The 13161-nt window shown below is 72.1% G+C and carries 12 protein-coding genes; 4 read left to right on the plus strand and 8 right to left on the minus strand.

What is annotated here, in order from left to right:
- The first annotated feature begins 101 nt into the window (after positions 1-101).
- Positions 102-1649, plus strand: a complete 1548-nt coding sequence (locus HNQ79_RS22795; protein WP_185033994.1) for a substrate-binding domain-containing protein — start codon at positions 102-104, stop codon at positions 1647-1649.
- A 107-nt stretch (positions 1650-1756) separates the two neighbouring features.
- On the opposite strand, the gene HNQ79_RS22800 is transcribed toward HNQ79_RS22795, so the two are convergent.
- Positions 1757-3040, minus strand: a complete 1284-nt coding sequence (locus HNQ79_RS22800; RefSeq protein WP_185033996.1) for an adenylosuccinate synthase — start codon at positions 3038-3040, stop codon at positions 1757-1759.
- Positions 3041-3280: 240 nt separating this feature from the next.
- Between HNQ79_RS22800 and HNQ79_RS22805 the strand changes: the two genes are divergently transcribed.
- A complete protein-coding gene (locus HNQ79_RS22805; RefSeq protein WP_185034181.1) occupies positions 3281-4039 on the plus strand; it encodes a diacylglycerol kinase family protein in 759 nt (252 codons plus the stop codon).
- A 307-nt stretch (positions 4040-4346) separates the two neighbouring features.
- Here HNQ79_RS22805 and HNQ79_RS22810 read toward each other — a convergent pair whose 3' ends face one another.
- A complete protein-coding gene (locus HNQ79_RS22810) occupies positions 4347-4868 on the minus strand; it encodes a GbsR/MarR family transcriptional regulator (protein WP_373312496.1) in 522 nt (173 codons plus the stop codon).
- Positions 4869-4969: 101 nt separating this feature from the next.
- Between HNQ79_RS22810 and HNQ79_RS22815 the strand changes: the two genes are divergently transcribed.
- Both HNQ79_RS22815 and HNQ79_RS22820 read left to right on the plus strand, forming a co-directional pair.
- Positions 4970-5878 carry an ABC transporter ATP-binding protein gene (locus tag HNQ79_RS22815; protein ID WP_185034000.1) on the plus strand — a complete coding sequence of 303 codons (909 nt, stop codon included), beginning with the start codon at positions 4970-4972 and terminating at the stop codon, positions 5876-5878.
- Positions 5875-7479, plus strand: coding sequence for an ABC transporter permease (locus HNQ79_RS22820; protein WP_185034002.1), 1605 nt, complete (start codon positions 5875-5877; stop codon positions 7477-7479). The genes HNQ79_RS22815 and HNQ79_RS22820 overlap by 4 nt, the downstream gene beginning before the upstream one ends.
- A gap of 114 nt (positions 7480-7593) precedes the next feature.
- On the opposite strand, the gene HNQ79_RS22825 is transcribed toward HNQ79_RS22820, so the two are convergent.
- The 6 genes from HNQ79_RS22825 to HNQ79_RS22850 form a co-directional block, all read right to left on the minus strand.
- Entirely contained in the window at positions 7594-8094 is a 501-nt protein-coding gene (locus HNQ79_RS22825; RefSeq protein ID WP_185034004.1) for a tetratricopeptide repeat protein, read from the minus strand.
- 37 nt (positions 8095-8131) lie between these two features.
- Complete coding sequence (locus HNQ79_RS22830) at positions 8132-8728, minus strand: Uma2 family endonuclease (protein WP_185034006.1); 597 nt, start codon at positions 8726-8728, stop codon at positions 8132-8134.
- A 93-nt stretch (positions 8729-8821) separates the two neighbouring features.
- Positions 8822-9529 (minus strand): response regulator, encoded by a 708-nt coding sequence (locus tag HNQ79_RS22835; RefSeq protein WP_185034008.1) that lies wholly within the window; start codon positions 9527-9529, stop codon positions 8822-8824.
- Complete coding sequence (locus tag HNQ79_RS22840; RefSeq protein ID WP_185034010.1) at positions 9526-10914, minus strand: sensor histidine kinase; 1389 nt, start codon at positions 10912-10914, stop codon at positions 9526-9528. Before HNQ79_RS22840 ends, HNQ79_RS22835 begins: the two co-directional genes overlap by 4 nt.
- A 101-nt stretch (positions 10915-11015) precedes the next feature.
- The gene (locus tag HNQ79_RS22845) at positions 11016-11876 is read right to left on the minus strand and encodes an SDR family oxidoreductase (RefSeq protein ID WP_185034012.1); all 861 of its coding nucleotides are present in this window, start codon (positions 11874-11876) and stop codon (positions 11016-11018) included.
- A 100-nt stretch (positions 11877-11976) separates the two neighbouring features.
- Entirely contained in the window at positions 11977-12978 is a 1002-nt protein-coding gene (locus HNQ79_RS22850; RefSeq protein ID WP_185034182.1) for an alpha/beta hydrolase, read from the minus strand.
- Between the last annotated feature and the right edge of the window lie 183 nt (positions 12979-13161).

Genomic DNA, 13161 nt, shown 5'->3' on the forward strand with positions numbered 1-13161 from the left:
CTGGGGAACAATCGCCCGCTCTCGTCCCCGGGCCGGACCCTCCCTCGTACCGTGGCCGTCCGGTCACCGACAACGCGCGGAGTCAGAGGGGGCCAACGGCAGTGGAATGGGTCAGCGCGGAAAACGTCGTCGCGGTGTGCACGGCCGTACTCGGTGTGCTCGCGTCGGCGGCGGCCCTCTGGTACGAGCGCAGGGTGCCGCGGCGCAAACGCATCGGCTACCGGGTGCAGTTGGACACGCCGATAGGGGGCGACGCCCGGGGCGGGCGGGCGAACGTGCGGACCGGCCTGTTCCGTGAGACGCCCGGGGTGGACATGTCGGACGGCACGCTCGTGCTGCTCCGTATCGAGAACGACGGTTCGCAGAGCATCGCCGACAACGACTACACCGGCATCGACCTGCACGGCCTCACCGTCGAGTTCGAGGACCGCACCATCCAGGGTGTCGCCGTCACCCAGCCCTCCGGGGCCGAGCACCTCATGGACCACTTCACGCCCGCGGCCGGCATGCGCCACACCGACAACCGTCTCTACCTGCCGCGGGTGCCGCTCAACCGGGGCCAGCACTTCAAGCTGCTGGTACTGCTCACCGGCGGCGGGGTCGGCCGCGCGGTGCGGATCAGCGGCGGTATCCGGGACGGCGAGGTGATGCCGAACCGCAGCACCACCCCGGACGAGAAGCCGCCGCTGTTCAGCAGGCCCGCCCGGGTCATCACCGTGCTGATGACGGTGTGCGTCGTCGCGCTCGCCGCGATCATCGTCGTACGGAAGGACGCCCCGCCGATCGGTTGCGAGCGGGGCACGCTGCGGGTGACCGGATCGACGGCGTTCGCGCCGGTGGCCCGGGAGGCGGCACAGAAGTACATGAAGGACTGCCCGGGTTCCCACATCCAGGTCGAGGCGCACGGCAGCAACGCCGGACTCGACGACCTCGTGCGGGAGGGCGCGCGGACGGACACGAAGGGCGGCGGGTCGCCGGGCGTGATCGCCCTGTCCGACGGGCCGCGGCCCAAGCAGTACGCGCAACTGCGGGAGGACCGGGTCGCGGTGTCCGTGTTCGCCGTGGTCGTCAACGACCGGCTGCCGGTGCGCGACCTGTCCCTCACCGACCTGCGGCGGATCTACCGGGGCGAGATCCGCGACTGGAGCCACTTCGGCGGGCCCCGGACGCCGCGCCGCCCCATCCTGCTGGTCAGCAGGAACGCCAGCTCCGGCACCCGGGAGATCTTCCAGCGGCGCGTCCTGGACGGCCTGGAGCCCGCCAACTCCTCCCGCGACTGCGCCACTCCCGACTTCCCCACCGCGCCGGTCGTGCGCTGCGAACTCACCAGCACGGAGGCGGTGCTGGACGCGGTGGCCCGGCTGCCCGGGGCCATCGGGTACAGCGAACTGCGTTCCGGCACGTCCCTGAAGGGCGTGCGCCGGCTGAGCATCGACGGCTCGGCGCCCTCGGTGGACGAGATCGGCGACTCCGCCTACCCGTACCGGGAGATCGAGTACGCGTACACGTACGGCAGGCCGCCCGCCGACTCGCTCGCCTCCAGCTTCCTCACGTACCTGGGGCGGGGCGGCGGCCAGGAGATCATCCGCACGCACGGGCATCTGCCGTGCGCGACGCCGAAGGGGCTGCGGGTCTGCGGCGAGGGCTGAGCGGGCATGCGTGAGGGGCGGCCGGACATCCCGGCCGCCCCTCACCCGTCCAGCTGTCACTCGTACAGCTGTCACCCGTACAGCTGTCACTCGTACGGCGCGAACCCCTAGATGAAGGAGTTGATCTCGATCGTCTCGGTGCGACCGGGGCCGACGCCGATCGCGGAGATGGGTGCGCCGGACATGTCCTCCAGCGCCTTCACGTAGGCCTGCGCGTTCTTCGGCAGGTCGTCGAAGGTCTTGGCCTTGGTGATGTCCTCGGACCAGCCGGGGAGCTTCTCGTAGACCGGCTTCGCGTGGTGGAAGTCGGTCTGCGAGTACGGGAGCTCCTCGACGCGCTTGCCGTCGATCTCGTACGCGACGCAGACGGGGATCTCCTCCCAGCCGGTCAGCACGTCCAGCTTGGTGAGGAAGAAGTCCGTCAGGCCGTTCACGCGGGTCGCGTAGCGGGCGATCGGGGCGTCGAACCAGCCGCAGCGGCGGTCACGGCCGGTGGTGACACCGCGCTCGCCGCCGATGCGGCGCAGCGCCTCGCCGTCCTCGTCGAACAGCTCCGTGGGGAACGGGCCCGCGCCGACCCGGGTCGTGTACGCCTTGAGGATGCCGATGACGCGGCTGATCTTCGTCGGGCCCACGCCCGCACCCGTGCAGGCGCCGCCCGCGGTCGGGTTCGAGGAGGTGACGAAGGGATACGTGCCGTGGTCGACGTCGAGCAGGGTGCCCTGGCCGCCCTCGAAGAGGACCACCTTGTCGTCGTCCAGCGCCTTGTTCAGGATGAGCGTCGTGTCGGCCACGAAGGGCTTGATCTGCTCCGCGTACTGGAGCATCTCCTCGACGATCTTCCCGGCCTCGATGGCGCGGCGGTTGTAGAGCTTGGTGAGCAGCTGGTTCTTGGTCTCCAGCGCCGCCTCGACCTTCTGGACGAGGATCGACTCGTCGTAGAGGTCCTGGACGCGGATGCCGACGCGGTTGATCTTGTCCGCGTAGGTCGGGCCGATGCCGCGGCCGGTGGTGCCGATCTTCCGCTTCCCGAGGAAGCGTTCCGTCACCTTGTCGACGGTGACGTTGTACGGCGTGATCAGGTGAGCGTTGCCGCTGATCAGAAGCTTGGACGTGTCGACGCCGCGGTCGTTCAGTCCGCTCAGCTCGGAGAGCAGGACGGCGGGATCGACGACGACACCGTTTCCGATGACCGGCGTGCACTCAGGAGAGAGGATTCCGGAAGGGAGAAGATGCAGCGCGTACTTCTGGTCGCCTACGACGACCGTGTGGCCGGCGTTGTTGCCACCCTGGTAGCGCACCACATAATCAACGGACCCACCGAGCAGGTCGGTGGCCTTTCCCTTGCCTTCGTCACCCCACTGAGCACCGAGCAGCACAAGTGCGGGCACAGGCGTACACCCCTTCCGGGCGGGGCATGTCCAAGGTCAGGGGCGTACGCGACGACGTACGTCGACGACTGTGTCGACGTGTGCCTCACGTGCTGTGACCGTTGAACCGCTGCCCCGGAATAGACGAAGCCCCTGGCGCAATAGCGCAAGGGGCTCTTGCACAAAGATGCTACCCGAGGAAGGACCGAGGTGTCGGCTCCCGACCAGCTGCTGGTGGTCATCGACCCGGTCGCCCGGCGTATGGACGGCGAGTCCGTCCGTATCGCGAAGGATGTCTTGTGCGCAGGGGCGCGCGCCAAAATCTGTCTTCCGGAGACCGGTAAGGAGTTCGCGCGGGCCCTCGCCCGCCGGGGCCGGCGGCGGCCCGTGGTGATCGGCGACGACCGCGCGCTGCTGCGCACGGTCGGGCTCCTGCACCGGGAACGGGAGCTGGCGGCGGGCGGCCCGGTGTCCGTCGTCCCGGTCGGTTCCACCGTCTCGCTGGCGCGTTCGCTGGGCGTGCCGACATCCACGGTGGCGGCGGCCAGGGCGGTACTGGACGGGCGGGTGCGGCGCCTCGATCTGCTGGTGGACGACAGCGACGGCGTGGTGCTGGGCGGGCTGCGCATCCCGGCGGCCTCTCCGGCGCGCCTCCCGCCGTCCTCCGTGTGGACCACGTGCCGGACGCTCGTACGGACGCTGTCACTGGCCGGACCCGCGCCGACGCCCGCGCTGCGTACCTACCGGCTGCGGGTGGAGGCGGACGGCGTGCTGATGAGCGACCTGGACGTGCCGGTGGAGGACGTCTCGGTACGGTCCCGGGACGGCCGGGCGGAGGTGCTGGTCCGGGGCACGGGCTCCGGGTCCCCGGTACGGGCCGAGGCCCTCACCGTCACGGTCTCCGGCCCGGACTTCCGCTACCGGGCGGACGAGGTGGTGGGCGGGCCGGTGCGGACGCGGACGTGGACGGTGCGGGAGGCGGCCTGGGGGCTGATGGTGCCGGTGGGAGCGGAGGCGTAGACGGCTCATGGACGCGGCGCCGACCGTCGCGGCCCTCTGCGTCACCCTGAGGGCGTACGGCGCTGGCTCCCTGCACCTGTCCGACCGCATGCACCAGGCGCTGCCGAACCGGCCCTGGCAAGCGATGGCGGCCGTCTCCGTACCGCTGCGGCTGCATTGCGCGACCGTCGTCCTCGCCCGGCAGGCGAGAGGGCTCGCGGGGCGACCCGCGCCGGAGCAGCCGGAGGGCCCGGGGGGGGTGGACAGCGTCGCACCGGGGCGGTACGCATCCCGTGGAGCGGTGCGGATCGCGGCGGAGCTGGACCCGTCAGGATTCCGCTGCCGCCCGGCCCTCCCGCTGGGCACGCCAGCGCTCCATCATCAGCGGTATCTCCTTCTGGACGAACGCGAAGAACTCCGCCGACTCCGCGACCCTACGGCCCGCCGGGCTGTCCGGGCCGAGGGTTTCCGCGCCCTCCTGGAGGACCGCCCCCCACCGGGCCACCACCGCGTCGCGGCGGCTGAAGGTCTCGTACCAGAGCTGGTCGTGGAGGCTGTAGCGGTCGCGGCGGGTGCCGGGCTCGCGCTCCCGGCGGACCATGCCGACCTGGCTGAGGTAGCGGACGGCGCCGGAGACGGCGGCGGGACTGATGCGCAGCTGCTCGGAGAGCTCTGTGGAGGTGAGGGCGCCGTCGTCGGAGGCGAGCAGCGCGGCGAAGACGCGCGAGCCCATCCGCTGCATCCCTCCCTCGGTCATCTCCCCGGCGAACCGCTCGACGAAGCGGGCGACGGCCTCCTCGTCGCGTCCGGCGCGGGGCTTACCGGTTTCGGCGGTGTTGTCGCTGGTCACTGGCACATCTTCTCCCCTGGACACCTTCACTCGGCAGCGCATGAAAGTTTATACGGTTTCTTAACTTCACAACTTTGTGAAGCACGCGTACGTTCAGAATTATGACCGATGCAATCAGCGTGGCCGGACTGCACAAGTCCTTCGGCCGCACGCACGCACTGGACGGCCTCGACCTCACCGTCAGGACGGGCGAGGTCCACGGCTTTCTCGGGCCCAACGGTTCGGGCAAGTCCACCACCATCCGCGTCCTGCTCGGCCTGCTGCGGGCCGACTCCGGCGACGTCACGCTGCTGGACGGCGACCCCTGGCAGGACGCGGTCGCGCTGCACCGGCGGATCGCGTACGTGCCGGGCGACGTCACGCTGTGGCGCAACCTCTCCGGCGGCGAGGTCATCGACCTGTACGGGAAGTTGCGGGGCGGACTCGACGCGGGGCGGCGGGCGGAGCTCATCGCACGCTTCGAGCTGGACCCGACGAAGAAGGGCCGCACGTACTCCAAGGGCAACCGGCAGAAGGTGGCCCTGGTCGCGGCGTTCGCGGCCCGGGACGTCGACCTGCTGATCCTCGACGAGCCGACCAGCGGGCTCGATCCGCTGATGGAGTCCGTCTTCCAGCGGTGCGTGGAGGAGGCGCGGGACGAGGGGCGGACCGTGCTGCTGTCCTCGCACATCCTGAGCGAGGTGGAGACCCTGTGCGACCGGGTCAGCATCATCCGGCAGGGGCGGACCGTGGAGTCCGGCTCCCTCGCCGAGCTGCGGCACCTGACCCGCACCTCGATCACCGCCGAGCTGGCGTCCCCGCCGAACGGGATCGCCGGCCTGCCGGGCGTGCACGACGTCGACGTCCAGGGCAACCGGGTCAGGCTCCAGGTCGACACCGACAAGCTGGACGCGGTGCTCGGCGCACTCACCGCGTCGGGGGTGCGGTCGCTGACCAGCACACCGCCGACGCTGGAAGAGCTGTTCATGCGGCACTACGGCGAGGACCGCGAGGAGGTGCTCGCGCGATGACCGCTCTCACCGTCACCCGCGCACAGGGCGGGCAACTCACTGCCACCGGCACCTTGTTGCGGTTCGCGCTGCGCCGGGACCGGGTCATGCTGCCGGTGTGGGTGCTGGTGCTGGGCGCGATGGTCAGCAGCGGTGCCAACACCCTCGGGGCGCTGTACGCCACCGAGGCGGAACGCACGCAGGCGGCGGCCACCATGGCGTCCAACGGGACCCTGCGCGCGCTCTACGGGCCGGTCTTCGACCCGTCGCTCGGTGGACTGGTCGCCTGGCGCTTCGGCACGTTCGCCGCCCTGCTGGCAGGGGCGATGAGCCTGGTCGTCGTCGTACGGCACACCAGGGACGAGGAGGAGAGCGGACGGCAGGAACTGCTGTCGGCGGCCCGGGTCGGACGGCACGCGCCGCTGGCGGCCGCCCTGCTCGCCGCACTGATCGCCAACACGGCGGTGGCGGTGATCGTGACCGGCGCGCTCACCTCCGCCACGGGGGACGCGGCGGGATCCCTCGCGCTGGGGCTGACGATCGCCGTGAGCGGGATGTTCTTCGCGGGGACGGCGGCCGTCACGGCGCAGCTCACCGAGAGCGCACGGTTCGCGAAGGGCCTGGCGGCGGCGGTACTGGGCGCCGCGTTCGCGCTGCGGGCGGCGGGCGACGCGGGCACGGCGGACGGGTCGTCCGTACTGACTTGGGTGTCGCCGCTCGGCTGGGCGGAGAACGTCCGCCCGTACGCGGACGAACGGTGGTGGCTGCTGGCGGTACTGGCGGCTGCCGCACTGGCCCAGGCGGGGGCCGCCCGGGTGCTGTCCGGGCGGCGCGACGTCGGCATGAGCTTCCTGCCCGCCCGGCCAGGTCCCGCCGTCGGGCGCCTGACCACGGCGTACGGACTCGCCTGGCGGCTGCAGCGGGGCGCCGTGGCGGGGTGGACGCTCGGGTTCCTGGCGGCCGGGGTGCTGTTCGGCGGGATGACCTCGGACGTCGGCGACCTGGTCGGCGGCAACGAACAGACCAGGGAGATCTTCCGGCGCATGGGCGGGCAGGAGGCGATGAGCGACGCGTTCCTCGCGGCGATGGTCGGCATCCTCGGCATGGTCGCGGCCCTGTACGTGGCCGGTTCGGTGCTGCGGCTGCACGGCGAGGAGACCTCTCAGCGGGCCGAACCGGTGCTCGCGGGGGCGGTCGGGCGGCTGCGGTGGGCGGCCGGACACCTGGCGATCGCCTTCGGCGGGGCGGTGGTGCTGATGGTGGTCGCGGGCCTGGGCCTCGCGATCGGCTACGGGCAGGGCCTCGGGCCGATCGTGGCCGCGGCACTGGTGCAGGTGCCCGCAGTGTGGGTGCTGGGCGGGGTGACGGTGTTCCTGTACGGGCTCTTCCCGCGGGCGGCGGTGGGGAGCTGGGGCGTGGTGGGACTGTGCCTGCTGCTCGGCTGGATCGGTCCCGCGCTGGATCTGCCCGAGGCGGTACTGGACGTGTCGCCGTTCGGCCACCTGCCGAAGGTGCCGGGGGCGGAGATGGAATGGGGAGCGGTCGGAGTCCTGCTGGCGCTGGCCGTGGCGCTGGTGGGGGCGGGCCTGGTGGGGCTGCGGCGGAGGGACGTGGCGGTATAGCGGGGGCGCGGCGGGGGGCGGAACTGTGGGGCGGGGCGGTGGGGCGCGGCAGCGGGCAGCGGGCAGCGGCGGACGGCGACTTGGGGCGGGACGTTCCGCGCCGGGCCGTCCCCCTCACACCATCTCCGTGAGGTCCTTCGCGTAGTAGGCGATCGCGGCGCGGTACTGCTGGACGCCCTCGTCGTCGCTGCTGTCCACGAGCAGCGCCAGCAGCAATTGCATCGGCTCGTGGTGCTCGCCGACGTTGAACAGGGCCATCGCGAGGAACGTCTTGAGCGCGCCGTCGGCGGGGAACTCCGCCGTACCGGAACGCAGGGTACGGACCGCCACCTCGTAGCGTCCGAGCACCCGGAACGTACTGCCGAGTCCCAGCAGGGCCCCCCGCCGGTCCGCCGCCGTGAGCTGTCCGGCCAGCGCCCGCTCGTAGTACGGCACCGCCTCCGCCTCCAGCCCGAGCCGGTCGTGGGCCCATGCCGTCTGGTAGGCGATCTCGGCGTCCTCGGGGAAACGCCCGGCCAGTGCGAGCAGCCGCTGCCTGGCCTCCTCGGTGCGGTCGGCGGTCCGCAGGGCGACGGCTTCGGCGAGGAGGGACTCGCGGTCCTGGTGCGGGGTCATGCGAGGCATGGTCGCAGGGACGGGTGGACGGCGCGGGTCAGCGGACGTAATCCTTCAGCTCTTCGGTGTCGAGCTCGATGCCCACGGGTTCGGGAATCGTGATCGCCTCGCCGAACGTCACGCTGTGCGCGTCCATGTACTTGCCCCGGTTCTGGTCGGGCTTGCTGAAGACGGTGACCTCACAGCTGTCCCGGTCGATGAGCACGTACACCGGGATGCCCGACGCGGCGTAGGCCGGGGGCTTCTCCACCCGGTCACGGTCGTCGGTGTCCGAATCGTACGAGGTCACCTCGACCACCATCAGAGCGCCGGCCGGATCGGCCCACTCCCCCTGCCCCGCAAATGCCTTCCGGTGTGCGAGTACGCCGTCGGGCCTGGCCCGGCCCTTGCGGTACGCCTCCACCTTGAGTCCCTGGTCGGAGCCGAACAGGGCCCACCCCGGCCTGTGCTGCATGCAGATCGCCCGCAGCCACTCGACGATTGCGTTGTGATCCCCGTCGGGCACTTTCTTTTCCCTGGTCCGTCCGCCGATGAACTCGAACCTGACGGCATCGGAAGCGGAGGCGGCCGCCCTGGCCACCTCTTCGAATTCCTCCACCGTCATGCCGGACGTGCGCTCTGCCATGACCGTCATGATGCGCTCCCTTCCTGGCGTGCACCAGTGTGGCGGAGCCGCCCCGCGTACCCCGCGCTCTTGTCCGCCGTACCCCCGAACGGGTGATCGCCCCTACCCCGGCACCACCAGCCTCGCCTCGTAGGCGAACACCGCCGCCTGCGTCCGGTCCCGCAGGCCCAGTTTCACCAGCACCCGGCTAACGTGCGTCTTGATGGTGGACTCGGCGACGACCAGGTGCGCGGCGATCTCCCCGTTGGAGAGGCCCTGGGCGATCAGCACCAGGACTTCCGTCTCGCGGTCGGTGAGATCGCCGAGCTGGGCGAGGGTGGCGGGGTGGCGGGCCGCCGCCGGCCCCGAGGTCCCGGAGAGCTTCGAGAACTCGGCGATCAGACGCTTGGTGACGGCGGGCGCGAGGAGGGCCTCGCCGCCCGCCACCACCCGTACCCCCTCGGCGAGCTGCCGCGCGGAGGCGTCCTTGAGGAGGAAGCCGGAGGCGCCCGCGCGCAGCGCCTGGTAGACGTACTCGTCGAGGTCGAAGGTGGTCAGGACGAGCACCTTCGCGTCCGGGTCGGCGGCGACGATCTCCCGCGTCGCCTCGATGCCGTTGAGTTCGGGCATCCGGATGTCCATCAGGACGACGTCCGGACGCAGCTCGCGGGCGCGCGCGACCGCCTGCCGGCCGTCGACGGCCTCCCCGACGACCTCGATGCCGGGCATCGCGCCGAGCAGGACGGAGAACCCCTCCCGGACCATCATCTGGTCGTCGACGATCAGGACCCGGATGGTCCCGGGGGCGGACGGAGCCTGTGCCTCGCTCATGCGGTGGCCCCCCGGGCGGGCGGTACGGCGTCCTCGACGCCGGGCAGGACCTTGGTGACCGCGTCCTGCGGTGACGCCGGCGCCACCGGGACGAACACCGTCACCTCGAAGCCGCCCCCGTCCTTCGGGTCCGCCGTCATCTCGCCGCCGAGCATCCCGACCCGTTCCCGCATCCCGGTCACGCCGTGCCCCGCGCCGGGCGACGGCGGGGCGTCGGCCGTGCCGGGCCCGTTGACGATCCGCAGGCCGAGCCCGCCCAGGACGTAGCTGACCTCGACGCGGGCGGCGGCCCCCGGTGCGTGGCGCAGCACGTTGCTCAGGGCCTCCTGCACGATGCGGTACGCGGACAGCTCCACGCCCTGCGGGAGTTCTCGGACCGCGCCGGTGGTGACGTGCTCGACGTCCAGGCCGGTGTCACGGACGTTGCTCAGCAGCCGGGGCAGGTCGGAGAGCTGGGGCTGCGGGGCGTCGGGCGCCTCGTAGTCCTCCGCCCGTACGACACCCAGGACGCGGCGCAGTTCGGTGAGGGCGGCGACCGCGTTCTCCCGGATGGTGACAAAGGCCTGCTCCAGTTCGGGCGGCGGGCTGTCCACCCGGTAGGGGGCGGCCTCCGCCTGGATGGCGACGACCGACATGTGGTGGGCGACCACGTCGTGCAGCTCGCGGGCGATGGTGGTGCGCTCTTCGAGCAGGGTGCGGCGGTCGCGCTCGACGGCGGTGACGGACATCTGCGCCACGACCTCGCGCTGACCGGCCCGGCGGATGTGGAAGAGGGAGACGGCGAGGAGGACGAAGGCGGCGGCGACGAGGAACTGCGGCCCGGTCTCCAGGTCGCCCCCTCCCACCCCCAGGAAGGTGACCACCGCGGTGTAGACGAAAGCGATTCCCCACATCCAGGCGGCCGTCCTCGGCCGGGTCCTGGCGGCGACGACCGTCATCACGACGAGCATCGCGCCCACTGCGGCGGGCGGCCAGGGCCAGCCCTCCCGGAAGGCTCCCAGGACGCCCGTGAAGAAGGACGCCAGCAGGCACGTCCACCAGGCGAGGACCGGGCGGATGAGGGTCAGCGCGACCGGGACCGCGCAGAGCGCGCCGACGAACAGGCCCTCCGCCCCGTCGCCCACCGACTCGTACCCGATGGCGAAGGTGATGAGCGCCCAGGCGAGGACGAGGGCGTGCACCGACCAGCTCGCCCACCTCGCCATCGGCGCGGGCAGCCTGCCCAGTACCGGACCGTCCGTCCGCAGCGGGGGCAGCGGGCGGAACGTGAGGGGCTTGCGCAGGAGGTCCTCGCGCAGGCCGTGGAGCGCGCGGAGGGCGAGGCGGTACTCGGGGCTGCGGCTGCGGGGGCCGCGAGCGGTGGGCGTGCTGGTCGTCTGGGTCACGTTCCCACGGTAGGTCGGCGCACCGGCGCGGTCGTCCGCCCGTACGCCGACCTTCCTCGTCCGTCCCAGGTACTACGTGCCTCCGCCCCCGTCCGGGGCTCCTACGTCGCGCGGAACTCCTGCGCATGCTCGGCCGCCCACTCCTCGAAGGTCCTGGCCGGGCGCCCGGTCACGTCCTGGACCGTAGTGGCGACCGTGCGCCCCTCGACGGGTGTGTTTCCGTACACGTACAGCATGAAGTCGATGGTCTCCTGCGGCATGCCGGCCGTCCGCATCCGTTCCACCGCCTGCTCCTCGGTGAGCTCGACGAGGTCCACCTCGGACCCGCGCGCCTCGCCGAGAATGCGCACCTTGTCGTTCAGCGACAGGGTCTGCGGGCCGGTGATGACGTAGACCCGGCCGTGATGACGGCCGTCGCCGTGCTCGTCCAGCAGGGCCACCGCCGCGACCGCGCCGATGTCGCCCTCGTGCACCATCGAGCTGAGCCGGTCCGCGTACGGCTCCTCGATGCGGCCCCGGGTGCGGATGTCGTCCGCCCAGCCCAGTGCGTTCGCCATGAACTCCACGGGCATCAGGACGGTCCACTGCACGCCGAGCCCGTTGCCGCGGACCGCGTCCTCAAGGGGCGACTCGCCACCGCCGTGCAGCACCGTCAGCCGCCGCACGCCCGCCTTCGCGGCCAGCGACACGATCTCCTCGCCCGTCGACAGCGGTGCGTAGCCCTCGCCGAAGACGATGAGGTGGGCCGCGTCGACGCCCTCCAGCGCGGGCACGACGGACGCCGGGTCGGTCAGGTCGCCCCGTACGACCTCGACCTCCGCCGGGAAGTACGCCTTCGCCGGGTTGCGGGTGAGGGCGCGGACCGAGGCGCCCCGGGCGAGAAGTTCGGCGACGACCTGGCGGCCGACCGTTCCGGTGGCGCCGGTCACCAGTACCTTCTGCACGTTCTTCGGGTTCGTCATGACAGCCACGCTAGGAGGGCTTGCGGACAGGTACGGTCCGCGATGTGCGCCCGCCGGCAAGCGAGTTGTGCGATGCGCGCGCTGGCAGGCGAGTGCGCGGCTAGTAGGCGAGTTGTGCGATCTCCTCCGCCACCACCGCGCACGCGTCCGCCGCCGGGTCGATCAGCGGGAAGTGGCCGACGTCTTCGAGAAGGGTCAGACCGACGACTTCGCCCGCCTTGGCCGCCGCCTCCGCGTACGCCTCCGGCACCTCCTGCGGAACGGTCGAGTCCGTGCGCCCCTGGACGATCGTCGTGGCGATGCCGGTCGGCAGGAGGGCCGCCGGGTCGGCGTACGCGCGCCGCTCCTCGTACGAGTCCTCGCCGCCGAGGAGCTGGGTGACCGCTCCGCCGCACACGCCGCGTTCCACGGCCGCGCCGAAGTCGGCGATGGGGGCGAGTGCGACCACGCCCCGCAGCGGCGGCGGTGCCGGGAGCCGCCAGGGCGCGCCCTCGGGCAGTACGTGCCGGGAGGCGGCCCACAGGGCGAGGTGGCCGCCCGCCGAGTGCCCGGTCAGGACGGTACGCCGGACGTCCGCCCCGGGCAGCGCTTCCTTGGCCAGGTCCCTCATCGCGTCCAGCGCGGCGGCGACGTCGTCGAAGGTCTCCGGCCAGCGGCCCGCCTCGGGGCTGCCCGCGCCCTGACTCGGGAAGGAACTCCCGCGCCGGTACTCGACGTTGGCGACCGCGAAGCCCCGGCGGGCGAGGAAGCCGACGAAGGGGGTGATGTGCTGCCGGTCGTACGGTGCGCGCCACGCTCCGCCGTGCAGGACGACGACCAGCGGCGCGGGCCCGCCCCGGCCGACGGCGGGTTCGCCCCGGGGCGCATAGAAGTCGACGATCTGGTCCGGGTGTTCGCCGTACGGGAGGCTGACGTCCGGCGCCACGGGCGGATACGCGGGCGGCTCGTCGGCGGGCTGCCCGGAGGCGGGCTGTCCCGGAGCCGCACGCTCGGCGCCGGATCGCACGGGGCCGGATCGCACGGGGCCGGAATGCTCGGAACCCGGGTGCTCGCGGCCGGGGTGCTCGGGCGTCTCGTCGGGCAACGGCACACGGCTCGGCATGCTCGGCATACGGCTTCAACCTCCGGGCACTGGGGGGATGTTCCACGTGAAACATCCGCGTGGAACACACGCGGGACGTCCAGGAGAGCATCCGGGCTGGTCATCCGAGTGGATCATTCAGCGGGGACGCTACCAGCCACTTTGTGCACGCGTGGCCACGCCGGGAACCATTCCCCCCGACGT

The organism is Streptomyces candidus (genome assembly GCF_014207445.1).
In the GTDB taxonomy this organism is placed as follows: domain Bacteria; phylum Actinomycetota; class Actinomycetes; order Streptomycetales; family Streptomycetaceae; genus Streptomyces; species Streptomyces candidus.

Bases quoted from the DNA above. Each gene is read 5' to 3' on its own strand.
- HNQ79_RS22850 (WP_185034182.1), bottom strand. From the start codon at position 12,978: ATGCCGAGCCGTGTGCCGTTGCCCGACGAGACGCCCGAGCACCCCGGC.
- HNQ79_RS22820 (WP_185034002.1), top strand. From the start codon at position 5,875: ATGACCGCTCTCACCGTCACCCGCGCACAGGGCGGGCAACTCACTGCC.
- HNQ79_RS22815 (WP_185034000.1), top strand. From the start codon at position 4,970: ATGACCGATGCAATCAGCGTGGCCGGACTGCACAAGTCCTTCGGCCGC.
- HNQ79_RS22845 (WP_185034012.1), bottom strand. From the start codon at position 11,876: ATGACGAACCCGAAGAACGTGCAGAAGGTACTGGTGACCGGCGCCACC.
- HNQ79_RS22830 (WP_185034006.1), bottom strand. From the start codon at position 8,728: ATGACGGTCATGGCAGAGCGCACGTCCGGCATGACGGTGGAGGAATTC.
- HNQ79_RS22805 (WP_185034181.1), top strand. From the start codon at position 3,281: ATGGACGGCGAGTCCGTCCGTATCGCGAAGGATGTCTTGTGCGCAGGG.
- HNQ79_RS22825 (WP_185034004.1), bottom strand. From the start codon at position 8,094: ATGACCCCGCACCAGGACCGCGAGTCCCTCCTCGCCGAAGCCGTCGCC.
- HNQ79_RS22835 (WP_185034008.1), bottom strand. From the start codon at position 9,529: ATGAGCGAGGCACAGGCTCCGTCCGCCCCCGGGACCATCCGGGTCCTG.